We start from the raw sequence: 24,902 nt of genomic DNA on the forward strand, positions 1-24,902 counted from the left end.
TAACGAATCATCAACGCAGGTTCACCAGCGTCTGCAGCACCGAGTCCTGGGTCTTGATGGTCTGCGCATTGGCCTGGTACACGCGCTGCGCGGTGATCATGTTGACCAGCTCGGCGGTGAGGTCGACGTTGGAGTTTTCCACCGCCGACGACTGCAGCACGCCCAGGCTGCCGGTATTCGGCACGCCGACGATCGGCTGGCCCGAAGCGGAGGTCTCGGCCCAGGCGTTGTTGCCGAGCGCCGTCAGGCCGTTCGGGTTCTGGAAGTTGGCCAGCACGATCTGGCCCAGCGGCTGCGAACGGCCGTTGCTGTACTGGCCGAGGATCACGCCGTCCGGACCGGCCGAGAAGCGCTGCAGGTGGCCCGCGGTGTAGCCGTCCTGGGTGGTCTTTTTCTCGCTGGTCGGCGCGCCGTACTGGGTGGTGCCGGCGAAGCCCACGTTCACCGGCAGCGTCAGGTTGGCGCCGGTCGCCGGGAAGATCGGCATATTGACCACCAGCGGCAGGGTCGACGAGGCCGCGCTGCTGAGCGCGCCGTTGACGTCGAAATTCAGGTGGCCGACCGCGACCGGGGGCACCTTCACCGCCGCCGCGATCTGCTTGTCGACGTCGTCCGGTGACAGGCCGGCGGTGCCGCCGGCGCTGGCGGCCGCGGCCACGATCGCTGCCTGGGTGGCAGCGCTGGCGCCGGCCGTGCCGGCTGCCGTCGAGACCGCAGCGCCGGCCGCTGCCGCGTAGGCCGCGAGGTCGGCCGCGATGGTCGCCGCCACCGGCGGGATCGCCTTCATGTCCGTGGCCCACTGGTTGCGCGCGGCCAGCACGCCGGCATTGCCCTGGCCGGCGGCCGACACCTGCTGCGCCTTCCACTCGACGCCGTCGCTGGCCATGTACACATCCCACTGGCCGGCGGTGGCCGACTTCACGTAGAACAGCGACATCACGTGCGCGTTGCCGAGGGTATCGTAGACGTCGACCGGGACCTGCTTGTTGTAGCTGGTCGGATCGTTGGCGTCGAACGGCGTGGTGACCGGCACCTTGTCGTCCGAGTTCAGGTTCATCTGGGTGTCGACGCGGGTGGTCGCGACCGGCTTCACGTCCGACGAGTTGATCTGGATCGGCACCGGCGCGCCGGCCAGGATCTGGCCGTTGTTGCCGACGCCATAGCCGGTCAGCTTGGCGCCCTGGGCATTGACCAGGTAGCCGTCCTTGTCCAGCGAGAACTGGCCGTTGCGCGAATACTGCGTCACGCCGCCCATCGACATGCGGAAGAAGCCGCCGCCGTTGATGGCGATGTCGAGCGGATTGTCCGAGGCCTCCACGTTACCCTGGGTGAACTGCTGGGCAATGGCCGACAGTTTCGAACCGATGCCGGCGGTGTTGCCGCCCGCGCCGTTCAGCGAGCTGGCGTACACGTCGGCGAACTGCGCCTCCGAGCCCTTGAAGCCGACCGTGCTGGCGTTGGCGATGTTGTTGCCGATGACGTCCAGCGATTTCGCGGCGCCGTTCAGTCCGCTAAGACCCTGTTGAAAAGACATGTGTGATCTCCGTGTGAGTGCCGGGTGGGCTTACAGAACCTGCTTGATGTCGGCCAGCGTGACCATGCCCTTGCCGGGCAGGTTCAGCTTGACGCCATCCTTGGCGTTGGTGGTGACGCTGGCCACGCTGCTGAGCGTGAGCGCGCTGGCGTCGGTGAGCGCGGTGGTGCCGCGGGTCGCGTTCACCTTGAAGGTATAGGTGCCGTCGGCCAGCGTGACCGGCTTGCCGTTGGCGTCGACATTGGTCGGGTCGGGCACGCCGTTCCAGGGCACCGGCAGCACGCCCGCCGGCTGCGCGCCCAAGTCCATGGTCTGCACCGTGTTGCCCTTGGCATCGAGGATGCTGACCTGGACGTCGTCCGCGGCGCTGCCCAGCTCGACACCGAACACGCCCTGCCCGCTCTGCAGCGCGACGCTGTTGCCGTCCACCAGCACGCCCTTGCCGATCAGGTTGGTCGCGGCGAGCGACTCGGTCGACTGGTAGCTGCCGGCCAGGCTGGTCAACGTCGCATTCAGCTGGTTGATGCCCGACACCGTGTTCAGCTGCGCCAGCTGGCTGGTCAGCTGGGCGTTGTCCATCGGGTTCAGCGGATCCTGGTTCTTCAGCTGGGTGACCAGCAAGGTCATGAATTTGTCGGTCTGCGCCGTGACGCTGTTGGCGTCGGTGCTGGAACCGGTGGCGGCAGGCTTGGCGTTCATGGTCGCCATCAGGTCGGTCATGCTGGCGCCGGTGGCGGAGGTAGTCGTAGTCATCGGGTGCCTTTAGCTTATTGGCCGAGGGTGAGGGTTTTGAGCAGCATGGTCTTGGCCGCGTTCATGGTGTCGACGTTGTTCTGGTAGGCGCGCGAGGCCGACAGCATATTGACCATCTCGTCGACCACGTTCACATCCGGCATGTTGACGTAGCCGTCCTTGTCGGCCAGCGGATGCTTGGGGTCGTAGACCTTCTTGAACGGCGCCTGGTCCTCGACCACCTGCTTGACGCGCACGCCCTCGGCGCCCTTGTCCAGTGGCACCGACTCGAACACCACCTGCTTGGCGCGGTAAGCTTCGCCGGTGGTGCTGGTCGCGCTGTCGGCATTGGCCAGGTTCGATGCGACCGTGTTCAGGCGCTGGGCCTGGGCCGTCATGCCGGAACCGGCGACGTTGAAGATGTTAAACAGGGACATGATCAGGAACCTCCTTGCACCGCGGCCAGCATGGCCCGGATCTGCTGGTTGATCATGGTGATGCCGGCTTCGTAGCGCAGGCCGTTGTCAGCGAATGCGTTACGCTCGGTGTCCATGTCGACCGTGTTCGAATCGGCGCTGTTCTGGATCTGGCTGCGGAACAGCACCGGCGTGCCGTCGGCCAGCGTGCCGGCATCCTTGGCGCCGGCGATGTGGGCCGGGTTGGTGGTCGCCATCTGGCCGGCCGGCGCCGCCGGCTTCAGCGCGTTCTGCAGGGCGCTGGCGAAATCGATGTCGCGCGCCTTGTAGTTGGGCGTGTCCGCGTTGGCGATGTTCGAAGCCAGCACCTCCTGTCGCTTGGCGCGCAGCGACAGTGCGGCTTCCTGGAATCGCAGGTAATCGTCGAGTTTGCCGATCATGGAACCTCCGGGCTCAAATCCTTTTTTGACAGCACAAATAATACGGCTGGGCAACAAGAGGCAATCCGGTGAGAAGGCGGCCCAAAACCGGGCTATTCATCGCTTGGCCGGGGTCGCGCGAGGCCTAAGATGGCCGTCAATCACCGTCGTGCCTTGCGCCGTCCGCCATGAAAACCATCGCTTTCCTCGCCCTCCTGCTGGCCGCGCCGCTCGCGCTGGCCGATGCGCGGCCACAGAACCCGGCCGCGCTGACCCACGTGGTCCAGCAATTCCTGCAAACCCAGACTGCCGGCCTGCCGGGCCAGGTCAAGGTCAGCGTCACGCCGCCGGACGCGCGCCTGGCGATGCCGGCCTGCCCCGCTCCCGAAGCCTTCCTGCAGCCGGGCGCGCGCGCCTGGGGCAACACCACGGTCGGAGTGCGCTGCACCGCGCCGACCGCCTGGACCATCTACATGCAGGCCCAGGTCAGCGTGACCGCCGACTACGTGGCGTCCGCCGTGCCGCTGGCCCAGGGCCAGCCGATCGAGCCCGGCCAGCTGGTGTTGTTAAAGGGCGACATCGCCGCCATGCCGGCCGGCATCCTGACCGACATCGGCCAGGCGGTCGGGCGCAGCCCGCTGGTATCGCTGCCGGCCGGGGCGCCGCTGCGCACGGACAGCCTGAAGCGCAAGATGGTGGTGCAGCAGGGCCAGGCGGTGCGGCTGGTGTCGAGCGGCGCGAATTTCTCGGTCTCGGCCGAGGCCAAGGCGCTGGCGAATGCCGGCGAAGGCCAGGTGGTGCAGGTGCGCACCGCCTCCGGCAGCGTGGTGTCGGGCACGGCGCGCGCCAACGGGGTGGTCGACGTATCCTTCTGACAGCGCGGAAAAATGTCGTCCTGTGCTAAAGTTCCGGGCCGTATTGCCGTTACCGGTGGCAGAAGCCGGTGATTGTCGCTCCGGCCCGACCAAGGATGATGCTGTGAAAATCAACGATACCCTCAAGAGCAACCAGGGCTTGCCGACCTCCGGCACCCCGGCGGGCGGCGCCAAGGGTGCGGAGAACGCGGCGGTACAGCAGGCCAACACGCCTGCGGCGACCGACACGGTCCGTTTGTCTTCGCAGAGCCAGGCGCTGTCGCGCGCCGCCGGTGTCACGGCCGTATTCGATGCCAAGAAGGTTGAGCGCATCAAATCGGCCATCGCCGACGGGCAGTTCAAGGTCAACTCCGAAAAAGTGGCCGACGGCCTGCTGGAAACCGTGCGCGACCTGCTCCATTCTCGCAAACGCTAATTTTTTGAACGATGAACAATCCTGCTTCGACCTTTGCCTCGGAACGCCAACTGCTTGACTCGCTGACCGGCTTGTTGAAGGAGGAGCAGCGCCTGCTGGTGGCGGCCGATGCCGAAGGCGTGGCCGGGATCACCCCGCGCAAGACCCAGCTCGTGCAGCAGCTGGCGACCGAAGCCGCCCAGCGCCATCGTGCTTTGGCCGCGGCCGGATTTGCCGGCGGCGAGGCAGGCATGGAGCCGTGGCTGGCGGCGCAAGGCACCGCGGACGTGCGCGCGCAGTGGGAAAGCCTGCTGGATGCGGCGCGCGAGGCCAAGGAGCTCAACCGCGTCAACGGCATGCTGATCAACAAGCACATGGCGCACGGGCAGCAGCTGCTGGCGGAACTGGGCGCGAACGAGGCCGGCGGCAATGCGGCGGTGTACGGGCCGGGTGGGCTGAACATCGGGTCGGGGCCGTCGAAGAAGTTTGTGGTTGGCTGATTTCCAACTTGCGCTGAATCGAGGCCGCGCGATGCGGCCTTTTTTGTGCCCGCTGCCAGCGCATCTTACAATCGTTAGCAATGTACGTCGTCCCCGCGAGGCGGGGATCCATGCTGAGCTACCGGGCCTGCGGCGCACGTTTTCGATTACGCATTTGGTCTATGGATTCCCGCCTACACGGGAACGACGGTATTCAGGTTGGCGGGTTATTTGATGACCGGTTCCGCCGGCGCATCAGGCAACGCCGACAAAATCGTTACGGCGACACGCCGGTTACGCGCTCGCGCAGCGGCATCATCATTCGGCGCAATCGGCCTGGTCGAGCCGTGCCCCACGGCCGTCAGGCGCTCCGGCGCCACGCCGGCATCCGCGAACAAGCGCACCACACTCCCCGCCCGGGTCGCCGACAGCTCCCAGTTCGACGGGAACAGCGGATTCGAAATCGGCACATTGTCGGTATGCCCCTCGACCTCGATCGCATGCGGATCGTTCTTGAGCAGCTCCGCCATCGTGCGCAGCAGCTCCGTCGAGTCGCCATTCAGTTTGGCGTCGCCGCTCTCGAACAGCACGCTGGCCGGAATCTCGACCGACACGCCGCGCCCGTTCTGCGTCACGCGCACCTTGCCGGCCTTGACCAGCGGCGCCAGCGTCTTCGTCAATTCCTGCGCCAGGATGTTCAGCCGCTCCTTCTCGCGCTTGACCGCCTCCGCGCGGCGGCGCGCGACGATGCTGGTCAGCGGCAGCGGCTCGACCTTCGGATGATCTGCCTTCACCGGCGCCGCATCGCGTCCGCCAAACGCGCTGCCCAGCGCATCCGACAGCACCCGGTACTTGCCCTCGTTGACCACCGAGATCGCATACATCACGACGAAGAATGCGAACAGCAGTGTGATGAAATCGGCGTACGACACCAGCCAGCGCTCGTGGTGCTCCTGTGGCTCTTCGTACTTTTTGCGCGCCATGACCCGCCTCAGGTCCGCGCCAGCAGGCTGGCGACACGCTCGTCGATCACGCGGGTGTGGTCGCCGCTGGCGAGGTCGTGAAATACATCGGCCAGGATCTCGTACTGCGCCACGCGCACCGCGACGATCGCCTTCAGCTTGTTCCCCACCGGGTGGCAGAACAGGTTGGCCAGACCGACACCGTACACGGTCGACACGAAGGCCACCGCGATGCCGGCGCCGAGGCGCGACGGGTCGGACAGGTTTTCCATCACATGGATCAGGCCCAGCACCGCGCCCAGGATGCCGATGGTCGGCGAGTAGCCGGCCGCCGCTTCCCAGATGCGCGCGGCCTGGCGCTGGCGTGTTTCGAAGGCGGTGATTTCGGTGTCGAGCAGGCTTTTCACCTTGTCCGGCTGGATGCCGTCGATGACCAGGCGCAGGCCCTTGACGATGAACTTGTCGCGCGACTTGTCCATGAAGCGCTCCAGCGCGAGCAGGCCGTCGCGGCGCGCGACCAGGCTCCATTGTTCGATTTCGCGCGCCAGCTGGACGCGCATATTGGGCGGGGTGCGGAACACCCACGACAGCATCGCCATGCCGCGCCAGAAGGTCTTCGCTTCCGACTGCAGCAGCACTGCGCCGGCGGTCCCGATCACGACGATCGCGAACGCGGCCGGCTGGATCAGGGACGAAAAGCGGCCTCCGTCGAGCTCGTGCCCGACGAAGATGCCGACCAGCGCCAGCGCCAGGCCGGCTACGCTTGACCAGTCCACAGCTGCTCCCGCAGGGCCGCGCGCAGCCGCGACACCGCCTGGGTGTGCAGCTGCGACACGCGCGATTCAGACACGCCCATCACGGCGCCGATCTCTTTCAGGTTCAATTCTTCCTCGTAGTAGAGGCCCATCAGGATCTTCTCGCGCGGCGGCAGCGAATCGATGGCGTCGATCACCGCCTGGCGGAAGTCGGTTTCCAGCAGCGCGCGCAGCGGGTCGCTGTCGTCCACCGCATAGCGGTCGAGGAAGCTGTCATTGCCGTCGTCGTCGCCGTGGAAGTCCTCGTAATAAATCAGCTGGTGGCCGCTGCCGTCCGACAGCAGGTCCTGGTACTCGCCCAGCGAGATCTTCAGCGATTTGGCCACCTCGGACTCGGTCGGCGGCCGGCCCAGCTTCTGCTGCAGCGCGTTCATCGCCGTCTCGACCTTGCGCATGCTCTGGCGCGTCGAGCGCGGCATCCAGTCGCTGTTGCGCAGCTCGTCCAGCATCGCGCCGCGAATGCGCAGCACCGCGTAGGTCTCGAACTGCGCGCCATGGGTCTCCTCGTAGCGGTTGATCGCGTCCAGGAGGCCCATCATGCCAGCTTGTACCAGGTCGTCCACTTCGACTGAAGGCGGCAGCTTGGCCTTCATGTGGTGCGCCAGGCGCTTCACGAGGGGCATGTGCTGCTCCAGCAAGTGATCCCTGTCCGCTTTCCCTTTGACCGTGTACATGCCCTATGCGTTTTTTTTCTCAGGTACCAAAATGTGCGCCGCCTCCCTGCCACCGCGAATGCCCCGCGCCGTCCAGCGCGAAGCGGCCGGCCAGCTGGCGGAACGCCACCGACGCGCCCGCGAGCGGGAAGGCATCGACCACCGCCCGGCCCAGCCGCGCCGCGCGCTGCAGGTACTCGTCCGCCGGCACCGAACCCATCGAGTTCAGCGTTACCGCGAGGTAACGTGTTGCCGCAGCCGACATATTAGCGTATACAACCCTCGCCTCCGCCTCGCTGGCGTCGGTCACCAGGATTCCGAACGGGCGCCGGCCGAATTGCTGCGCGAGACGCTTGATCAGGGCATAGCCATTGGTGATCGAGGTGGCGCTGGTGGACACCTGCACCACCAGCTCGGAATCGGCCAGCGCCGGCAGCACGAAACCGTCGTCGCCGAATTCGCCGTCGACGATCACGATGCCGGACTGCTTGGCCATCACGTCGAAGGCCTTGGCGAGTCGGCGCTGTTCTTCCTGGCCGGCCGTCTTGCGCTTTGCGTCGCGCGCCAGCGTCGCCACCGAGAAGCCCTGCGGCGCCTTGCGGATGATGTCGTTGAGCGCGGACTCCTGGCGCGCCACCTGCAGCAGCGAGGGACCACGGTCGAAGCCCAGGCGCTGCGCCACGCCGTATTCGCGCTCGCAGGCATCCATGATCATGACGTCGTTGCCGGCCTGCGCCAGCGAGGCGCCGAGGTTGACCAGCATCGCGCCCTTGTCGTCTTCGGGCGTGGCGGACAGGAAGGTGACGATGCGCGGGCGCGGGCCCGCCAGCATCCGCCGCAGGCCTTCTGCCTGGTCGAAGTCGAAGCTAGCCAATCGACACCTCGCGCAGGCTGCTGTCCGAATGGACGCCGCCGGTCTGCGCCATCACCACCGGCAGGTCGGCGTCGGCCAGCTGTTCGCGCTTGCCGCGGAAGGCGCGGTCGACCAGCATCGCACGGTCGCCCATGTGCAGGTCTTCCGGCACGCGCTGGCCGTTGGACACGTAGAACAGGTTCAGCTTCTGGCGCACCAGCACGTCCAGCACGCTGCCGATCGACGCCGCTTCATCGAGCTTGGTCATGATCACACCGTGCAGGCCGCTGCCCTGGTAGGCGCGCACCACTTCGTTGAGCGTGTCGTGGGTCGAGGTCGCGTTCATGCACAGGATGCGCTTCACGTCGGCGCCGGATTCGTTCAGCATCGCCACCTGGGTCGCCACCATCTGGTCGCGCTGAGACATGCCGATGGTATCGATTAATACGGTATGTTTGTTTTTCAGTTCCTTCAGGGCGATGCGCAGGTCCGCCTCGTCCTTGACCGCATGGACCATCACGCCGAGGATCTTGCCGTAAATGCGCAGCTGCTCGTGGGCGCCGATACGATAGGCGTCGGTGGTGATCAGGGCCAGTTTCTCCGCGCCGTGGCGCATCACGCAACGCGCGGCCAGCTTGGCGGTAGTGGTGGTCTTGCCGACGCCGGTCGGGCCGACCAGCGCGAACACGCCGCCCTTGTCGAGGATCGCGTCCTCGTCGGTCATCACCTGCAGGTTGCGGCCGATGACGTTTTTCACCCAGCGCAGCGAATCGGCGGCATCCCTGTCGGCCGGGAGCTTGTCGAGCAGGTAGCGCGACAGCGTGGCCGAGAAGCCGGCGGCCAGCATCTCGCGCAGCACGGCGGCCTTATGCGGAGTGCGCTGCTGGCTGGCGTTCCACGACAGCTCGGCCAGCTGGGTCTCCATCAGGCCGCGCATCGCGCGCATCTCGCTTATCATGCCGGACATTTCGGCGGCGGCGGTTTCGGTGGCGCGGGCCACGGCGGCGGACACCATCGTCGACATCGCGGCCAGGTCGATCGCCGGCTGCGGCTCGGGCGCGCGGCGGTTGGCGTAGGACTGGGAGCGCGCTTCGGGGATGTGGTGCAGCTGGGGCGCCGGGGCCGCCATTTCCGAATCGGGCGCCGGCGACGCGATCGAGGCGACATCGTCGCTGGCCAGGGCCAGGATCTCGACCTCGCCATCGACGGCGCGGTTGGACAGGATCACTGCATCGGGACCTAACGCCTCCCGCACCTTGCGCAAGGCTTCGCGGGAAGTTGGGGCTGTAAATTTCTTCACATTCATCGTTGGTCTCCGCGGAACCGGAACAGTGCTTTCATCATCGCTAATCTTTGTCGGTGAGAGTGCAAACGCCCTCTTCTACGCTAAGGATTATTGACGATGCCACATGGAAACCATCGATGGAAAAGGACGGGGAAAATACGGCTATTTGCCGGGGTGCTTAATGCTTGGGCGGCGAGGCGAAAAAATTCACTGCGCGCGTAAGCCCTCCGGCAACGGACATGGCGTGCCAGGGAAACCAGTATCGGGCTTTCGAGAGTGCCTCGACAGAATTGCAGCTACTTGCTGACCAGGGATGTGATGGAGGACTTCTTCGGGTTTGGCCTGACGACGACGACCGGCGAACGAAACTGTGTCTCCGCCGTCGCGTATCGGAACTGAACCAGCAAGCGGCATCCTTCCCGTGGCAACTGCCCCTTGTGGATACCAAACGTATCCTCAAGAAAAGCATCTCCAGCCTTGCCGATCATGACGAGGATTTTTTCCTTGCCAAAGGCCTCTTCTACTTGAGCGTCACCTAGGCGTCCAAGTTGGGTAAGAACCGGACTGCGCGGAGACCCTTCCACAAAGACATGAGGTCCATTTGCTTCGCCAACATCGGTCATGTAGATGAAGAATTTCAGGAACCTGATTCCATCATTATCGCGATGGAAGTTCTCGGCCTCCTGTGGTGTCTCGTTTCCCGAATAGGACCACCAGGCCTGGATACTATCCAGATAGGGCTTGGCATTGAAATAGCCAGTCGCGAGATCGACGATCCGGTCATCCATCGCCAGCTCGTGAAGCGATTCAAGCGTGGGAGCCAGCCTGATCTGCCCGACGTGAGTCCCCTCCGGTGGCACATCGAATGAAAACTCGCCGGCCTTACGATTCCACGGATCGAAACACGGCAAGGACGATAAATCCTTGACCAGCCTCGCAGTACGCTCGGCGTCGATGAAGCCAGGGAAATGAGTTACACCGCGATCGAACAGTTCGCGCAGCGCCGCTCCTCCAGTTCCCACGTGGCGACGGCGATGCAGGGTTGTCAGCCATGCGATCTTCCGGCGTACTACTGGGTTCCTGATTTTTTCCTGAACGATCGCAATGGCCCGGGTTAAGGGATGGGGCCGCACATTGGTCTTCAAAACGGGTAACGACGTCATCTCAAGCCTTTAAACGCACTTGGTTCTTAGCGCTGACACAGATCGAGTTAGGGGGAAGATCCTTGGTAACAACAGCGCCTGCGCCAACGACGGAGCCTGCTCCAATTGTAACGCCACCAAGCACCATGCAATTCATCCCCAACCATACATTATCTTCGATAACGATTGGCTTGGACTGGTGAACATACGGAACGACTCCACGGATATTCAAGGTCGCAGTCTCAATACAAACGCCACGCGAAATCCGGACGTTGTTTCCGAGCCTGATAGGACTGTGAGCCCCGAGTACCGCATGCGCCCCTACGATTATGTTCGAGCCAAACGTGATGTTTTCACGATACTTGAGCGAAGCAGTGCGATCAAGCAATAAACCGCGCGCTTCAGGAAAGAACGCAACTGCACGCCAGATCGCCATCGCTTCACCGACGTAAGTAGATGCAAGGCTGAGGCCGCGATACAGCCCTCGCATCGGTCGTGAACGACAAAGATTCATATACATTCTCTTGAGCTTCATTGTGCCTTTTCCAACGCTGTCTTGAATGTGTGATATTTCATTCTCGCGAGGAAGAGTGCGACGCCGAAGACACTCATCGCAACACCAACAAGTCCAAAAAGCTTGGCGAGTGCAACGCCCCCAGCAAGCGAGATGATAATGCTCACCAAGCCGATGTTGCGCAACAGCTTGTCGAAATGTGAGGCATAAAGCGCCAGATGATAAGGCTGCGACCAAGCGAGAAGAAGCTGGGCGCACAGGATCATAAGGAATATCGGAAAACTGCTGAGGACATAAGGCTTATTGAGCACGCGCGCCATCGGATAATAGGCGAGAATCAGCGCCAATCCAACAAGTGCTGCACAAAACAGTGATTTTCTGGCGACAGTTCGAGTGAGGTTCCGACTTTCCGGTCCGGGCTTGGTATACGCCCGCAAGATTCCCATCATGTACTTGTTCGTAACGGCAGACTGAACAATGCCACCGATTGAGCTGGCAAGTGATTGGAAAAATGTATAGATGCCCAACACACTGCTACCCAGTAGGCTCTGCACAATGATGCGGTCCAAGCTTTGTTGCACCGAATTGGCAGCAGCGACAAAATAATAGTCACGAGCTTTAAAAATTCCGTGCCGTATATATCGCCAATTTATTCTACCTGAGGGGATTTTTCGAAATTCGGCAAGGCTAAGTGAATAGGTAGCACAAGCCAATGCTGACAACATCCAGGGGATGAAAATAGCAGTCACTGGACTGATCCGTGTACCAGCGATCAAGGCAATGGAAATCAGGTGCCAAGCATATGACCGAAAGAATGTAAGCTGGACGGACGCATGTGGCTTGTTCAGCAGTACGGTCATCCGCGTCGTTTCTTGCAATATTGCGGCGGCCGCTACAATTACGACGGCCGCCCCCACCGCCACGACCTCACTGGCTACAGACAATAGCCACATTACCACCGGCACGACCACGACAATCATTGGCAGGGTGAGCTTGAGCAGGTGGGCGTGCGTCCGCTGCAGCACTGCAAGCCTTGAACGAGAAGGATTGCGGGCGTAACGGCGACCGGTAAATGTATGCATTTCGAAACCAAAGACATACACGCCGATGGTTTCGATTGTGGATACAATACTATATAACCCGAGAACAGCGGGCAGGTCGTGCTTGACCAGGAAAAGCAGGAAAATAAATCGAATCCCCAAGCCTGCCATATGCAGTATGGCCAAAGCTTTTGAGGACAACGATTTTCTCCCTAGATAAGCAAAATATACGCGATGCGCCGCAAGCCCTGAGTAAAACCTTAACTATAGGGCAGACCTGGACTGTAGGAAATGTCCGCGGGCCATTATCAGGTGCATGCCTGTAAAAGTCAAACGCCGCGACGGTTCACTGTACCAAATCTGACATCGGGCAAGTTGCCTTAAAGTACATCGCGCATTTCCATTATTTTCGCGTCAATGTTTCAGTCACGCGTAGGAGTTCAACCAGTTAACGACGTAATCACGCACGCCTTCGTCGACCGCGAGGAACGGCTCGGCATATCCTGCCTTGCGCAAGTTCCCCATATCCGCCTGCGTGAACGACTGGTACTTACCAACCAGCGCATCCGGGAACGGAATGTATTCGACGATCCCCGCCTCCACCATCTCCGCGGTCGTCATCGCCGGCTTGCCTTCGACTTCGCGCATGGCGTTGACCGTAGCCGTCGCCACGTCGTTGAACGGCTGCGCGCGACCGGTGCCCAGATTGAAAATACCCGACACCTCTGGATGATCGAAGAACCACAGGTTCACCCTCGCCACATCTTTCACCGACACGAAGTCACGCAGTTGCCCGCCGTTCGCATAACCATCGCGGCCTTCGAACAGCTTGACCTTGCCGGTCTCGCGGTACTGGTTGAAGTGGTGGAAAGCGACCGACGCCATGCGGCCCTTGTGCTGCTCGCGAGGTCCGTACACATTGAAGTAGCGGAAGCCAACCACCTGCGCCGTCATATCGCCCGCTTTCTGGCGCACGACCTGGTCGAACAGGAATTTGGAGTAGCCGTACACATTGAGCGGATTCTCGAATTCGCGCTCTTCCTTGAACACGGTGCCGCCGCCGTACACCGCCGCGCTGGACGCGTACAGGAACTGCGCGCGCTGCTCCTTGCAGAATTCAAGCAGCTCGAGCGAGTACTGATAGTTATTCTCCATCATGTACTTGCCATTGTGTTCCATCGTGTCCGAGCACGCGCCTTCGTGGAAGATGGCCTTGATGCGTCGGTCGTAATGATGGGTGCGGATGCGAGTGAGGAACTCGTGCTTGTCGAGGTAATCGATGATTTCGCAATCGACCAGGTTCTTGAACTTGTCGCCGCGCGTGAGGTTGTCCACCGCGATGATGTTGGTAATGCCGCGCTCGTTGAGCGCCTTGACGATGTTCGAGCCGATCAGGCCGGCCGCGCCGGTAACGACGATGTACATAGGTACCTCTGCAATCTGTACGCTTGTCCGCTATGCAAACAAGTAAGTTACCGTCGTTCCCGCTTTCGCTGGAACGACGGTCAAGTATTATTCTGGCGTTACAGGCCGCTCAACCGAACAGCTCTTCCTGTGTCACCACCGCCGTACCCAGCTTACCCACAACGATACCAGCGGCGCGATTCGCCTGCTTCATCGCTTCCGGCATGTCCTCGCCCGCGGCCAGCATCAGGCCGAGCGTCGCGATCACGGTGTCGCCGGCGCCGGACACATCGAAGACCTCGCGCGCAACGGTCGGCTCGTGGATTGCCTCGCCATCGCGGTACAGCGACATGCCCTCTTCGCTGCGCGTGACCAGCAGCGCCTGCAGGTCCAGTTCGCGGCGCAGCTGGTCGGCCTTGACGGCCAGCGCCTCCTCCGTCTTCCAGCTGCCGGCCACGGCCTGGAACTCGCTGCGGTTCGGCGTCAGCAGGGTCGCGCCGCGGTAGTGGCTGTAGTCGCTGCCCTTGGGATCGACCAGCACCGGCTTGTTCTCGGCGCGCGCGGCCGCGATCATTTTTTCAGCGAAGGTCAGGCTGCCCTTGCCGTAGTCGGACAGGATCACCAGGTCGTGTTCGCGCACCAGGCGCGTGTACACATCCAGCTTGTTGGTCAGGACTTCGGCCGTCGGCATCTCCTCGAAGTCGATGCGCAGCAGCTGCTGCTGGCGCGACAGGACGCGCAGCTTGACGGTGGTGGAGATGGCGGCGTCGCGGTACAGGTGAGCGCGCACGCCGTTCTTGTCGAGCAGGGTTTCGAGCGCGGTGCCGGCATCGTCGTTGCCGACCACGGACAGCAGGGTGACCTGGCCGCCGAGGCTGGAGATGTTGCGGGCCACGTTGGCGGCGCCGCCGGCGCGGTCTTCGGTGCGGGTGATGCGCGCGACCGGCACCGGCGCCTCCGGTGAGATGCGGTTCACGTCGCCGAACCAGTAACGGTCCAGCATTACGTCGCCGACGACCAGTACGCGGGCGGATTGGACACGTGATTTCAAATCAATTGTGGACATAGCGCTTGTTGTTGGCGGGCGGCTTTGTACCACCCCTGCAAGCGTGCATTTTCCCACAGATGGGGCAGTTGCGGCATGTGCATATGCTCGCGCTGTCCGACGCGCCGCCGCTTGTTAGCCCCCCCTTTGACCATTACTTTGGTGTCGTCTGTAGTGCCGCACGTCAGCACACATTTGCGCGATATCGCGCTCGGCGGTCCAGCCCAGTTCGTCGCGCGCCATGCTGGGATCGGCATAGCACTTCGGCCCAGCATTGACACCCTGTTCGCGATTGATGCTAAGCAAACCAAACGGTCAAGTGCGCCCACCAAGCACACGGTCGAGTCGCGCGAGCTCAGTACTGATATCTGCATCCCATCCGCTGAATTCCACTGGGAGATCGGAGAGCTTATGATAGGTGCCTTTGCCACGTTGGGGTGTCACTTCGAACGACTTGGTGAGAATGGCGTCGAGATTTTCTACGAATAGAGACTCAATCTCACGGACCAGCCGCGTATATGTCTGCGCAAACGTTTTCTCCTGCTTTAGGAAGTTGACATAGCGCTGGACGACAACCGCCCCAGTATCGACGCCTTCGTCGATTAAATGAATGGACACACCGCTAGGCGTTCCATCGAAGAATGACCAGAAGTTGGGATGAGCACCACGGTTGTAGGGCAAATACGAAATATGTAAGTTAACTATAGGCGCATTGGAGCTAGAGATTACATCGCGCCGCAGAATATGCCGGTAGCCGAAGCTAATTACGAGATCGAAGCCTTGAGTAGTCGAAATCTTCTGATCGGTATGCCAGACTTCATGATTCTTTTCAACGATAGCATTAATTATGGGAGTATCAAATTCGTTGTAGCCCAAGAAAAGGACGCGGCCTGCAGGAGCCGAGAGCACTTTCACAAGTCGCATATTCTGAGTTTGGAGCGATTCCGTTAATCGTTTATCAAATGTCATCCACAGTCTCCGCTTTATGTGGGCCACAACTTCGAAAAGCAACCGTTGTGGCGGCCGGCGCATTGTACGCGCACGCAAAACTAGCAGCAAATCCACTTAACTAACGGGAGCATTTCAGGCTGGCGCTGCTGTTAGAATGCCAGTATCTTAAATTTCATGTCGTGCGATGACCAGCAAAGTCCCCCTACCGTCAGCAGTAATTGTGCTTGCAAACCTGATGGACGAGAACGGCGTCCTTAACAAAGAGTCAGCGGCACGGGCCGCAAAAGCGGTCGAGTTGTTCCGAGCCACGGGGAGCGACTTCATCGTTACTTGCGGGTGGCCCTATCGTTCGGACTCATCGCTCCCAATCGCGCTAGCGTTTCGAGACCATCTTCTCAAGAACTATGATACCCCGTCGAGCGCAATCATCACCGAGACGAACTCGCGCGATACCGTTGGTGATGCATGGTTTACCAAAGTGAACGTCGCCGTCCCAAGAGGGTTTCGCAGTTTGCACGTTGTGACCAGCGAATACCACGTCACCCGTACTGCCGAAATTTTCAACACAATCTACGGTCCAGGCTTTCAGATCACAGTTCACGGGGCTAACGTAACCGACGATGCAGCCATTCGCGAAAACGAGGCTCGCTCGCTTCAGGCTTTTCGTGACACGTTCAAAGGGGTGACTCCAGGCGACGACCAAGCAATTCTCGACAGACTTCGTGAGCAACACCCCTTCTATAACGGTGCTATATACCCGCGCATTTAAGCTAGATTGTCCGAAGTCACGTCGGCGCCCCAACAAGGCTCGTAACGCGAATGGTCTTCGTCTCCGGAATCTCCGAATGCGACAGCACCTTCAGCTGCGGTAGCGCGCGGCGCAGGAAGCGGGACAGCAGCGTGCGCAGCGGTCCCGGCACCAGCAGCACCGGCGTCAGACCCATCGCCTCCTGCTGCATCGCCGCTTGCCCCGCCTGCTGCGCGATCGTATCCGCCAGCCCTGGCTCTATGCCCGTGCCGTCATTGCCGGAACCAAGCGCCTGCATCAGCAACCGTTCGAGGCGGTTATCGAGCGTCATGACCGACAGCTCGGTCGAACCCGGGAACAGCTGCTGCACGATCGCCCGGCCCAGTGCGATCCGTACCTGGGTCGTCAGCTCGGTCGGATCCTGCGTCAGCGCCGCGAATTCCGACAGCGTCTCGATGATGGTCCGCATGTCGCGGATGTGGACGCCCTCGGCTAGCAGGTTTTGCAGCACTTTCTGCAAGGTCGACAGCGTCACGACCTTCGGTACCAGATCTTCCACCAGCTTCGGCACTTCCTTCACCAGGTGGTCGAGCAGCGCCTGCACTTCGATCCGGCCCAGCAGCTCGGAGGCATGGGTGGTAATGATGTGGTTCAGGTGCGTGGCGATCACGGTGCCGGCGTCGACCACGGTGTAGCCCATGCCCTGCGCCTGTTCGCGCATACCGGCCTCGATCCACACCGCCGGCAGGCCGAACGCCGGATCGGTGGTCGGCGCGCCGGGCAGCGCGCCGGTCGCCATGCCCGGATTGATGGCCAGGTACTGGCCGTTCATCGCTTCGCCCGTGCCCACCTCGACGCCCTTGAGCGTGATGCGGTAGGCCGACGGCCGCAGTTCGAGGTTGTCGCGGATGTGCACCGGCGGCGCGAGGAAACCGACTTCCTGCGCGAACTTCTTGCGGATGCCCTTGATCCGCTTGAGCAGTTCGCCGCTCTGCCCCTTATCCACCAGCGGGATCAGGCGATAACCCACTTCCAGGCCGAGCGTATCGACCTGCATGACATCCTGCCAGGTCGCCTCTTCGCTTTCGCTTGGCGTCGCGGCGCCGCCGGCCGCACCCGACGCACCGGCAGCGGCTGCGGCGGCTTTCGCCTCTTCCTCCTTTTTCGGCGCTTCCTTCAGGCGCTTGTCCATCAGGTAGCCAGTGCCGCCCAACAGGCCGCCGAACAACAGGAACACCAGGTTCGGCATGCCCGGGATCAGGCCCATGCCGCCGAGGATGGCGCCGGTGATGTACAGCACCTCCGGCTTGGCGAACAGCTGCGAGACCAGCTGGTTACCGATGTCCTGGTCGCTCGCCACGCGCGAGACCACCATGCCGGCCGCGATCGAGATGATCAGCGACGGGATCTGCGCCACCAGGCCGTCACCGATGGCGAGCAGCGTGTAGTTCTTGATCGCGTCGCCGAAGGCCATGTCATGCTGGACCATGCCGACGATCAGGCCGCCGATCACGTTGATCAGGGTGACCATGATGCCGGCCACCGCGTCGCCGCGCACGTATTTGGACGCACCGTCCATCGCGCCGTAGAACTCCGCTTCCTGCGCCACTTCCGAACGGCGGCGGCGTGCATCCTGTTCGCCGATCAGGCCCGCGTTCAGGTCGGCGTCGATCGCCATCTGCTTGCCCGGCATAGCGTCCAGGGCGAAGCGCGCGCCCACTTCGGCGATACGGCCCGCGCCCTTGGTCACGACGGTGAAGTTGATGATGGTGAGGATGACGAACACCACGATACCGACCGCGTAGTTACCGCCGATGAGGAAGTGGCCGAACGCTTCGATCACCTTGCCGGCGGAGGCGCCGCCGGTGTGGCCCTGGGTCAGCACCACACGCGTGGAGGCGACGTTGAGCGACAGGCGCAGCATGGTCGACACCAGCAGGATCGCCGGGAAGGCCATGAAGTCGAGCGGCTTGACCGTGTACAGCGCGGTGAGCAGCACGATGACGGACAGCGCGATGTTAAAGCTGAAGAAGACATCGAGCAGGAAGGCCGGCAGCGGCAGGATCATCATCACCAGCAGCAGGATGATGAGGATCGGCGCGGCGAGCGCGCTGCTGCCGCGGTTAGCGAGGCCGCTCAGCCAGGCGGGCAGTTGGATTGCGTTCATTGGTCAGCTCCGTCGGGACGGGCCGGCTGCGCGTTCTGCGACGCCGGGTTGAGCGGGTCCATTTCTGGCGGTACCGCGATCTTGGTCGGGCGGTCCGGATACTGGCCGCCACGTTTGCTATAGGTGCGAAGCTGGAACACGTAGGCCAGCACTTCGGCCACCGCCGAGTACAGCTTCTCCGGGATCTCCGCTTCCAGTTCGACGTGCTTGTACAGCGCACGCGCGAGCGGCGGCGCTTCGAGCATCGCCACGTTATTCTCTTTCGCCAGTTCGCGGATCTTGGCCGCGACTTCGTCGACACCCTTGGCGACCACGCGCGGCGCACCGCGCTGGCCTTCGGCGTATTTCAGCGCGACGGCGTAATGGGTCGGGTTGGTCACCACCACGTCGGCGGTCGGCACGCTGGCCATCATGCGGCGCTTGGCCATCTCGCGCTGCAGCTGGCGGATCTTGCCCTTGATCTGCGGGTTACCTTCGGATTCCTTCGATTCCTGGATCACTTCCTGGCGCGTCATCTTCAGCTTGTTCGCGTAGTGCCACATCTGGTACGGCCCGTCGAGCGCCGCCACCACGCCAAGCGCGCCGACCATGAAGATGAAGGCCGCGCCGATCAGGTGCAGCAGGTGCACGCTGCCTTCGTTGAGCGGCTCGATCGCGAGGCCAATCATCGCGTCCTTCTGGCTCATGATGACGAACCAGGCCACGCAGCCCACCAGCAGGGTCTTCGCGATCGCCTTGAGCAGTTCGATCAACGAGTTGGTCGAGAACAGGTTGGAGATGCCGTTGATCGGATTGAGCTTGCCGAAGTTGGGCATGAAGGCCTTGGACGAAAACAGCCAGCCGCCGATCAGCAGCGGCGAGGCCAGCGCGACCAGCATGATGGCGCCGGCCAGCGGCAGGCAGGCCAGCATCACGGTGCCGACGTCGACCAGGATGCGGTGGATCAGCACGTCCGGATTGAAGACCTGCTCTCGGTCCAGCGACAGGCCGGAATGAACCACCTCGGCCAGCTTGTGCGCGAGCATGCCGCCGGTCGCCCACAGGCCGGCGCCGGCCGTCATCAGCACGCCAAAGGTTGTCAATTCACGCGATCGGGGCACGTCGCCGTTTTCGCGCGCCTGCTCCAATCGCCGCTGTGACGCTGGTTCGGTCCGTTCCGCGTCGCTTTCTTCCGCCATCCTGTGCTCCGGTTACCAGCCAGGCGCCTCGCACGCGGCTGCTGCAGGATGGAATTATCAGTGATGTTGCTGTGGGGCCAAGTCAGGAAAAGGAAGGCAAAGAGCGCGCTTTTCGCCCCACACTGGGGGGATTGTGGGGTGGATACGACCTTTTTTGACTTTTTGTTTCTGATTTCTAGAGATCATTCCACTATTTTTGTCTATAATAAGATTGCTCGCGAGAATCGCCTGGGCACTCATTAATGAATAACAAGGAATTCCGATGAAAAAATTTCTCGTCATGACCGCTCTGCTGAGCATGGTCTCGATCCAGGCGATGGCACAGGTTCAGGCTGGTGCTGCTGCCGCCCAAGCTGGTGCTGCAACCGGCACCGCTGCTGGTACCGCTGGCACCGCTGCTGGTACCGCCGGCGCTGCTGCTGGTACCGCCGGCGCCGCTGCTGGTACCGCTGGTGTTGCTGCAGGCGCTGCCGGCGCCGCTGCTGCTGGCACCGGCTTCGCTGCCACTACCGCTATCGCTGGCCTGTCGGTCGGCACCCTTGCTGCAGTTGGCGCAGGTGTCGCTGCGGCGGCTGTTGCTGCAAGCAACAACGGTAACAGCACCACGACCCACCACTGATCGCTACCGTGTGGCGCCTCCGAGCGACGCATTGGCACGGCTCAAATGAAACAGGCCCGGATATTCGGGCCTGTTTTTTATGCGCTTGCTAAGTTAATAAGTGCCGCGCCACGCGACACTAATCTCTTTTACACCCGGTGCAATCGCAAACTGTGATTTCGTATCGTCCCGTTGCGCACGCCACAGCCAGCTGCCGATCGCGTAACCAACAACGCCCCCGCCCACCACATCGGACACCCAATGCTGACGTGCCGCGACACGCCCCATCGAGCTGACCGCCGCAAGACCGTATAGCCAAGGGGCGTCATACTCCTTAGCAAATGGCGTGATTGCCGCAAACGCCACCGCGCTATGGTTCGAAGGGAACGATGCATCCCTGCGATCGGTCGTATGGCGATACGGTCCGAGCGCCTCGTTTGGGCGTGCGCGGCCAATCGCGTGCTTGGTTCCAACCGAAATCGCGGCCGCAGCAGCCACCGATTCCAGCGAAATCAAACCCATGTTCTGCGCGCGGTCGTCACCAAAGAACACCGCCGCGCCAGCCGCGCCGGTAAGCACGATCGGCATCGCTTTGCCCACATCTCCCCATACCCGCATCGCGCTGGAAGCAGCATGACGCTTGACGAACCGGTCGACTGGCTTATCGAGCAAGACGCTGCCTGCGATCACCGCACCTGCCACCACACTGCCGTCCAGCCACTCCGGCCAACGCGGCGCGGACGACGCTGATTGCTCGACGCGCCAGCGAAATTCAGGCCACGGATTCGCCATCGAACGCACTGGCGGATATACTGCAGCGAGATTCTGTTCATCCGCGCGTTCCGCGAAATTACCTAGGCCATCGTAGCTCGTCATATCCCGCCGCGGTTGCTCGACCATCTCGTACAGGTCGCCCGGGCTTTGAACCATCTGGCCGACATCGCGCGTCCACGGCGAGAGGGACATGGCGGCGCTGGCCTGGGTGTCGGCCAGCAGCATGATGTTCAGTGGCACCGACAGAAAAACGCCTTTGTCGTGATATGGGCTCGTCGGCGTACCGGGGCTTGTAATATCCCTGCCATTGGTACGCGAATACCACGCACCAATCTCGACACCCGACGGAAAACGGCGCTTGAATTCCAGCCGAACTCCATTGTCACGGGCAAGGAAGCGGCCCACCCGCGCGGTCGCCGTCGTATCGTACGGCAGCCTGTAATGCAGCGCGCCCAATGCGGTGACGGTCTCGTAATCTCGCTTGTCGAACCAGCCCTTGTAACCGCGCTGCTGCAGCGCGTCTATCGATACGTCGGCGGCCCAGCGGCGGTCCTTCGGCAGATACAACGCCTGGCCACCGAAGCCACGGAACATTTCTTCGTAGAAACCGCCGGATACGCGCAGATAGACGCGCTCGGCCGGGGTCATGTACTGGTTGAGCATCAGGCGATTGAGCTTGAAGCGCCCTCCTCGCTTGTACTCCGCGATGTCGGTACGCACGTGCGGCAGCAGGCTGTTCGATGACTGTGTCACACCGGATACGTTTTCGAGCACAGTGGCCTTCAGGTCGCTGTTCAGATAGAGGCCTTGAGCCAATCGGCGATCGTAGCTTGCCGCCGCCCAGAGTTCGTAGCGCAGCGCACCACTGGGGTCGTTGAAGAAGAAAGACATCTTCGGCACGAGCTTGAACCGATTCGTTTCGCGGTCTTCCGACGCAACCTTGACGAACTCTCCGTCCTGATTGACCAGTATCCCAAGCGCGCCGTCGTCCTTGATCCCGGCAAGCATGCCGATGCTGTCGTCGTTAATGCGATCCTCCGGCGCGGCGTAACGCACATCCACCGACGGCAGGAAGGCGTCACGGTCGATCAATCCGGTGAAATAATCGGTAAGACGCTGCAAGTCGAGGAATTCATACGTCGCGATCGGCTGGTCCTGGCGCGTGTAGGTCACCTGGATTACGCGCGTTCCCTCTGGGGCAAATGCAAGAGCGGTGCGCGTGGCACGGCCGACAGCGCGACCCAGGTTCGAAATCCTGGTATTGGTCAGTGACAACTTAAGGGTTGCACCATCCAGCTCGACTCGTACATTCTTGAAGTCCTGGCGAACCAACGTCTGCACCAATTCGGCGGCATGCGCGCCGTTCGCCTGCCACGCATCGGCCGAGACACGGGGAGGTGCGTCTTTCGATTGGAACGGTGGGGGCTCCTGTAGCTTGGGCAGGAACTCGCGCTGGTCGAATGGCAGCGTCAGCCAGAGGTTGGCGCTAAAATGGTCACGATGGCGCGCGACTTGGGCCCCGAGCCAGCCCCAGCGGTATTCGATGCCGGCGGCCGCGCCTTTACTGCGCGCACGGGCAGCGGTCAAGCCAGCGCTGAAGTCCTTGCTATAGTCATTCGCGTCGTATTCGGCCACGAATGAGAGACCAGGCGCCGACACAGGCGCCCAGCGCGCTCCGGCAAAGAGTCCGCTCGGACGCTTGTGACCATAGCCGATGCTTGCCTCGAAATTGTTGGCCGAGCCAAACGCCTTGGATGCGACCAAATACTCGCCCTTGAAAAGTTCGGTACCGAATAAATCGCTCCGCCCGGCCGCGATCGCCGGCAGCCAGCTTGTCTCGCGCAATAGCTGCAGCTTGACGTCGACAACTTTGTCCTTGAATCGGCCGTACTGGCTGCCATATGCGCCTGGCACATCCGAAAAACCAGCGATGCCGTTAATCGAGACATAGCGCCCGGTCACCTGCAGGAACGGCAGGATCGTGGAGGTCGCCCAGAAGCTGCCATAAGGGCTGTCATAGCTATAGCCAGTACTGAAGGTGCCATCCGCCTCAACCCCGGCGCGCGGCATATTGATGTATCCCGACTGCCCTTGGACGCTGGGCACTGCGGCAAATGCGTTCACTGCGCCAAGCAAGACCCAAGCGCAGCAACTGGTGGTAATAGGGGATTTCAGCACTTATTGAACCAAACGAAACGTCGAACCGGCCACTTTGAGCCGAGGATTTGAGTCACAACAGGGCGGACAACCCAGCCTTGCGGGTCGGCTGTCCGAAACTGTTGTAATGTTGTCAGAAATGCTTGCGGCAATTCTCTACGATTATCACGTAGCAAATAACTGTTGTGCTACACTTTATTCAAGGCGATTCTGTATTCACCCTTAACCCCAAGGACGAGCAGATGAATTTCGAACGGCTTAAGAAGTCTTTTAAGGCATCCTTTCAGCCGACCTCGTCTGCACTAGCTTGCATGAACACCCTCGACCGAAGCATCCCCATTTTTAGGACAGTCTTCCTCGTCGCCGGCGTGGCTGGTGCTGCCTTGAGTATTGGTCCGACGGCTGATTACCTGTTTGCCGCCGGGCTCCTTCTGCATTTTACGATTTGGTTCGAGGAATGGTGGCGAACCGCCAGCGTTCACTGAACCAATATTTCCAGTCCTAAAACGCAACACGCATGCGCGAGGCATGCGTGTTTGGTCGCACGTCATTGCTGCTGTGGAGATTCTTGGCTGCCGCCGAGATGAAACAGGCTGGGCACGCTCCAGCGACCATGGACGAGGCGGCGATACGCAATCACGTAGATAAATATCTGAGCAAGTACCAACGCGACCGCCACCGACACATGGTCGCCAAACAATGCGCTAGCCGTGATGCAACAAGCGACGACCGGCAGGATATAAAGAAGAACAGCGGCATTGCGTTGCCAAGGGCGCTCGGCATTTCTTGGTACCGCTGCGAACACCACACGACGGTAAATCAACGTGTGCAGGTGCAACGCATCGGCCGCGCCAGGGCTGACCTTCTTGATGAATTTGCGGCGATAGATACTGAACATCACTTCGATGACAGGGTAACCGCAGATTCCCAGTACCTTCCAAGCGTTGATATCAGGATGGCGAACCAATAGCACGGCCATTTCGGCCACCCAGAACCCGAGGAAGTAGGCGCCCCCGTCCCCCAGGAACAGTTTACCGAACGGGTAATTGAACACGAGGAAACCCAGCGTCGCACCGATACACAACGCTCCGAGCAGCATGACGAATTGGTCGTTGTGTTGCCATGCGACGAAGCCGAGGCCACCTGCCATTAGGATCAGCGTGCTGCTGGACAATCCGTTAAACCCGTCGATGATATTGATCGCATTTGCACCGCCTGCAACTAGCAGCGCGGTAACGCAAACCGCGATCGGGGTGAACAACAGGAGCAGATCCACTCCCCAGATATCGATTTCGGTGACGGTCGCACTCAATGCGAAACTTGCCAGGAGCGCACTCAGGATGGTCGCTGCGAGCCGTACCTTGACCGACACCTTTTTCGTGACATCTTCGATGATTCCTGCCATGAAGGCGGGCGCCGCAACGGCGATGAGAGCCGAGAGCCGAAACATCCTGGTAGAGTTCAGCGCCTCGGGCCACACTTCATTGAAAAGCCAGAGCCCAGCAATAATGCCCACCAGGACCGCCACGCCACCAATCCGCGGCACAGCTGTAGTGTGAACTTTTTGAACGCCATTCAAGTCATGGTCGTACGAAAGCTTCCCATGCCACCGTTCAGAGAGGACGATGAGCAGGCTCATGCAAAAGCTCGCAGCAAAAGCCACTACACCCAGCTTGATTATGTATTCGACAAACATGAATGAATCCTGGATTGAGTCAACCGATCTGGATAGTCGCTGAGTCGCGAGCGGATGACGAGCTGGCGAAC

Annotated in this window: 25 protein-coding genes; 6 read left to right on the top strand and 19 right to left on the bottom strand. The window is 61.5% G+C overall.

Features of this window, described 5'->3' with window-relative positions:
* Positions 1-10 precede the first annotated feature (10 nt).
* The 4 genes from NX778_RS08610 to flgB are packed head-to-tail and all read right to left on the bottom strand — an operon-like array spanning position 11 to position 3,122.
* The gene (locus NX778_RS08610) at positions 11-1,534 is read right to left on the bottom strand and encodes a flagellar hook protein FlgE (protein WP_258811311.1); all 1,524 of its coding nucleotides are present in this window, start codon (positions 1,532-1,534) and stop codon (positions 11-13) included.
* A 30-nt stretch (positions 1,535-1,564) separates the two neighbouring features.
* Positions 1,565-2,287 (bottom strand): flagellar hook assembly protein FlgD, encoded by a 723-nt coding sequence (locus NX778_RS08615; protein WP_258811312.1) that lies wholly within the window; start codon positions 2,285-2,287, stop codon positions 1,565-1,567.
* A gap of 14 nt (positions 2,288-2,301) precedes the next feature.
* Positions 2,302-2,703: a flagellar basal body rod protein FlgC gene (gene flgC, locus NX778_RS08620; RefSeq protein ID WP_258811313.1), complete on the bottom strand. Its 402-nt coding sequence runs from the start codon at positions 2,701-2,703 to the stop codon at positions 2,302-2,304.
* A gap of 2 nt (positions 2,704-2,705) precedes the next feature.
* Entirely contained in the window at positions 2,706-3,122 is a 417-nt protein-coding gene (gene flgB, locus NX778_RS08625) for a flagellar basal body rod protein FlgB (protein ID WP_258811314.1), read from the bottom strand.
* Between the two features lie 167 nt (positions 3,123-3,289).
* On the opposite strand from flgB, the gene flgA reads away from it, so the two are divergent.
* The 3 genes from flgA (at position 3,290) to NX778_RS08640 (ending at position 4,870) form a co-directional block, all read left to right on the top strand.
* A complete protein-coding gene (gene flgA, locus NX778_RS08630; RefSeq protein WP_258811315.1) occupies positions 3,290-3,976 on the top strand; it encodes a flagellar basal body P-ring formation chaperone FlgA in 687 nt (228 codons plus the stop codon).
* Between the two features lie 103 nt (positions 3,977-4,079).
* Entirely contained in the window at positions 4,080-4,391 is a 312-nt protein-coding gene (gene flgM, locus NX778_RS08635) for a flagellar biosynthesis anti-sigma factor FlgM (protein WP_258811316.1), read from the top strand.
* A gap of 11 nt (positions 4,392-4,402) precedes the next feature.
* On the top strand, positions 4,403-4,870 hold the full coding sequence (locus NX778_RS08640) for a flagella synthesis protein FlgN (RefSeq protein WP_258811317.1): 468 nt from the start codon (positions 4,403-4,405) through the stop codon (positions 4,868-4,870).
* Positions 4,871-5,076: 206 nt separating this feature from the next.
* Here NX778_RS08640 and motD read toward each other — a convergent pair whose 3' ends face one another.
* From motD to NX778_RS08695, 11 genes are all read right to left on the bottom strand, one after another.
* Positions 5,077-5,832, bottom strand: coding sequence for a flagellar motor protein MotD (motD, locus tag NX778_RS08645; RefSeq protein WP_258811318.1), 756 nt, complete (start codon positions 5,830-5,832; stop codon positions 5,077-5,079).
* A gap of 8 nt (positions 5,833-5,840) precedes the next feature.
* Positions 5,841-6,587: a flagellar motor protein gene (locus tag NX778_RS08650; protein ID WP_258811319.1), complete on the bottom strand. Its 747-nt coding sequence runs from the start codon at positions 6,585-6,587 to the stop codon at positions 5,841-5,843.
* Entirely contained in the window at positions 6,569-7,300 is a 732-nt protein-coding gene (locus NX778_RS08655) for an RNA polymerase sigma factor FliA (RefSeq protein WP_258811320.1), read from the bottom strand. The genes NX778_RS08650 and NX778_RS08655 overlap by 19 nt, the downstream gene beginning before the upstream one ends.
* A 19-nt stretch (positions 7,301-7,319) precedes the next feature.
* Complete coding sequence (locus NX778_RS08660; RefSeq protein ID WP_258811321.1) at positions 7,320-8,153, bottom strand: MinD/ParA family ATP-binding protein; 834 nt, start codon at positions 8,151-8,153, stop codon at positions 7,320-7,322.
* Positions 8,146-9,438, bottom strand: a complete 1,293-nt coding sequence (gene flhF / locus NX778_RS08665; protein ID WP_258811322.1) for a flagellar biosynthesis GTPase FlhF — start codon at positions 9,436-9,438, stop codon at positions 8,146-8,148. The genes NX778_RS08660 and flhF overlap by 8 nt, the downstream gene beginning before the upstream one ends.
* A 275-nt stretch (positions 9,439-9,713) precedes the next feature.
* Complete coding sequence (locus NX778_RS08670; protein ID WP_258811323.1) at positions 9,714-10,580, bottom strand: phytanoyl-CoA dioxygenase family protein; 867 nt, start codon at positions 10,578-10,580, stop codon at positions 9,714-9,716.
* Between the two features lies 1 nt (position 10,581).
* Positions 10,582-11,094, bottom strand: coding sequence for an acyltransferase (locus NX778_RS08675; RefSeq protein ID WP_258811324.1), 513 nt, complete (start codon positions 11,092-11,094; stop codon positions 10,582-10,584).
* Complete coding sequence (locus NX778_RS08680) at positions 11,091-12,314, bottom strand: lipopolysaccharide biosynthesis protein (protein WP_258811325.1); 1,224 nt, start codon at positions 12,312-12,314, stop codon at positions 11,091-11,093. Before NX778_RS08680 ends, NX778_RS08675 begins: the two co-directional genes overlap by 4 nt.
* 225 nt (positions 12,315-12,539) lie before the next feature.
* A complete protein-coding gene (rfaD, locus tag NX778_RS08685; protein ID WP_258811326.1) occupies positions 12,540-13,538 on the bottom strand; it encodes an ADP-glyceromanno-heptose 6-epimerase in 999 nt (332 codons plus the stop codon).
* 109 nt (positions 13,539-13,647) lie between these two features.
* A complete protein-coding gene (gene rfaE1 / locus NX778_RS08690; protein WP_258811327.1) occupies positions 13,648-14,583 on the bottom strand; it encodes a D-glycero-beta-D-manno-heptose-7-phosphate kinase in 936 nt (311 codons plus the stop codon).
* Between the two features lie 294 nt (positions 14,584-14,877).
* The gene (locus NX778_RS08695; protein WP_258811328.1) at positions 14,878-15,531 is read right to left on the bottom strand and encodes a formyltransferase family protein; all 654 of its coding nucleotides are present in this window, start codon (positions 15,529-15,531) and stop codon (positions 14,878-14,880) included.
* Positions 15,532-15,697: 166 nt separating this feature from the next.
* On the opposite strand from NX778_RS08695, the gene NX778_RS08700 reads away from it, so the two are divergent.
* The gene (locus tag NX778_RS08700) at positions 15,698-16,282 is read left to right on the top strand and encodes a YdcF family protein (protein ID WP_258811329.1); all 585 of its coding nucleotides are present in this window, start codon (positions 15,698-15,700) and stop codon (positions 16,280-16,282) included.
* 16 nt (positions 16,283-16,298) lie between these two features.
* Here the strand turns inward: NX778_RS08700 and flhA are convergent, their stop codons facing one another.
* Both flhA and flhB read right to left on the bottom strand, forming a co-directional pair.
* Positions 16,299-18,428 (bottom strand): flagellar biosynthesis protein FlhA, encoded by a 2,130-nt coding sequence (gene flhA, locus NX778_RS08705; RefSeq protein WP_258811330.1) that lies wholly within the window; start codon positions 18,426-18,428, stop codon positions 16,299-16,301.
* On the bottom strand, positions 18,425-19,606 hold the full coding sequence (flhB, locus tag NX778_RS08710) for a flagellar biosynthesis protein FlhB (protein ID WP_258811331.1): 1,182 nt from the start codon (positions 19,604-19,606) through the stop codon (positions 18,425-18,427). Before flhB ends, flhA begins: the two co-directional genes overlap by 4 nt.
* A 335-nt stretch (positions 19,607-19,941) precedes the next feature.
* Between flhB and NX778_RS08715 the strand changes: the two genes are divergently transcribed.
* Positions 19,942-20,274, top strand: coding sequence for a hypothetical protein (locus tag NX778_RS08715; RefSeq protein ID WP_258811332.1), 333 nt, complete (start codon positions 19,942-19,944; stop codon positions 20,272-20,274).
* A 44-nt stretch (positions 20,275-20,318) separates the two neighbouring features.
* Here the strand turns inward: NX778_RS08715 and NX778_RS08720 are convergent, their stop codons facing one another.
* Positions 20,319-23,102, bottom strand: coding sequence for a YjbH domain-containing protein (locus tag NX778_RS08720; RefSeq protein ID WP_258811333.1), 2,784 nt, complete (start codon positions 23,100-23,102; stop codon positions 20,319-20,321).
* A gap of 344 nt (positions 23,103-23,446) precedes the next feature.
* Here NX778_RS08720 and NX778_RS08725 point away from each other — a divergent pair, with 344 nt between their 5' ends.
* The gene (locus tag NX778_RS08725; protein ID WP_258811334.1) at positions 23,447-23,620 is read left to right on the top strand and encodes a hypothetical protein; all 174 of its coding nucleotides are present in this window, start codon (positions 23,447-23,449) and stop codon (positions 23,618-23,620) included.
* Between the two features lie 62 nt (positions 23,621-23,682).
* On the opposite strand, the gene NX778_RS08730 is transcribed toward NX778_RS08725, so the two are convergent.
* Entirely contained in the window at positions 23,683-24,831 is a 1,149-nt protein-coding gene (locus tag NX778_RS08730; protein ID WP_258811335.1) for an MraY family glycosyltransferase, read from the bottom strand.
* Positions 24,832-24,902 lie beyond the last annotated feature (71 nt).

The organism is Massilia terrae (assembly GCF_024753145.1).
GTDB classification, from domain to species: Bacteria; Pseudomonadota; Gammaproteobacteria; order Burkholderiales; family Burkholderiaceae_D; genus Telluria; species Telluria terrae.

What these genes read in the sequence shown, in the direction of transcription:
- NX778_RS08610 (WP_258811311.1), bottom strand. Translation starts at nt 1,534, where the DNA reads ATGTCTTTTCAACAGGGTCTTAGCGGACTGAACGGCGCCGCGAAATCG.
- NX778_RS08615 (WP_258811312.1), bottom strand. Translation starts at nt 2,287, where the DNA reads ATGACTACGACTACCTCCGCCACCGGCGCCAGCATGACCGACCTGATG.
- flgC (WP_258811313.1), bottom strand. Translation starts at nt 2,703, where the DNA reads ATGTCCCTGTTTAACATCTTCAACGTCGCCGGTTCCGGCATGACGGCC.
- flgB (WP_258811314.1), bottom strand. Translation starts at nt 3,122, where the DNA reads ATGATCGGCAAACTCGACGATTACCTGCGATTCCAGGAAGCCGCACTG.
- flgA (WP_258811315.1), top strand. Translation starts at nt 3,290, where the DNA reads ATGAAAACCATCGCTTTCCTCGCCCTCCTGCTGGCCGCGCCGCTCGCG.
- NX778_RS08640 (WP_258811317.1), top strand. Translation starts at nt 4,403, where the DNA reads ATGAACAATCCTGCTTCGACCTTTGCCTCGGAACGCCAACTGCTTGAC.
- motD (WP_258811318.1), bottom strand. Translation starts at nt 5,832, where the DNA reads ATGGCGCGCAAAAAGTACGAAGAGCCACAGGAGCACCACGAGCGCTGG.
- NX778_RS08655 (WP_258811320.1), bottom strand. Translation starts at nt 7,300, where the DNA reads ATGTACACGGTCAAAGGGAAAGCGGACAGGGATCACTTGCTGGAGCAG.
- flhF (WP_258811322.1), bottom strand. Translation starts at nt 9,438, where the DNA reads ATGAATGTGAAGAAATTTACAGCCCCAACTTCCCGCGAAGCCTTGCGC.
- NX778_RS08670 (WP_258811323.1), bottom strand. Translation starts at nt 10,580, where the DNA reads ATGACGTCGTTACCCGTTTTGAAGACCAATGTGCGGCCCCATCCCTTA.
- NX778_RS08675 (WP_258811324.1), bottom strand. Translation starts at nt 11,094, where the DNA reads ATGAAGCTCAAGAGAATGTATATGAATCTTTGTCGTTCACGACCGATG.
- rfaD (WP_258811326.1), bottom strand. Translation starts at nt 13,538, where the DNA reads ATGTACATCGTCGTTACCGGCGCGGCCGGCCTGATCGGCTCGAACATC.
- rfaE1 (WP_258811327.1), bottom strand. Translation starts at nt 14,583, where the DNA reads ATGTCCACAATTGATTTGAAATCACGTGTCCAATCCGCCCGCGTACTG.
- NX778_RS08695 (WP_258811328.1), bottom strand. Translation starts at nt 15,531, where the DNA reads ATGACATTTGATAAACGATTAACGGAATCGCTCCAAACTCAGAATATG.
- NX778_RS08700 (WP_258811329.1), top strand. Translation starts at nt 15,698, where the DNA reads ATGACCAGCAAAGTCCCCCTACCGTCAGCAGTAATTGTGCTTGCAAAC.
- flhA (WP_258811330.1), bottom strand. Translation starts at nt 18,428, where the DNA reads ATGAACGCAATCCAACTGCCCGCCTGGCTGAGCGGCCTCGCTAACCGC.
- flhB (WP_258811331.1), bottom strand. Translation starts at nt 19,606, where the DNA reads ATGGCGGAAGAAAGCGACGCGGAACGGACCGAACCAGCGTCACAGCGG.
- NX778_RS08725 (WP_258811334.1), top strand. Translation starts at nt 23,447, where the DNA reads ATGAACACCCTCGACCGAAGCATCCCCATTTTTAGGACAGTCTTCCTC.
- NX778_RS08730 (WP_258811335.1), bottom strand. Translation starts at nt 24,831, where the DNA reads ATGTTTGTCGAATACATAATCAAGCTGGGTGTAGTGGCTTTTGCTGCG.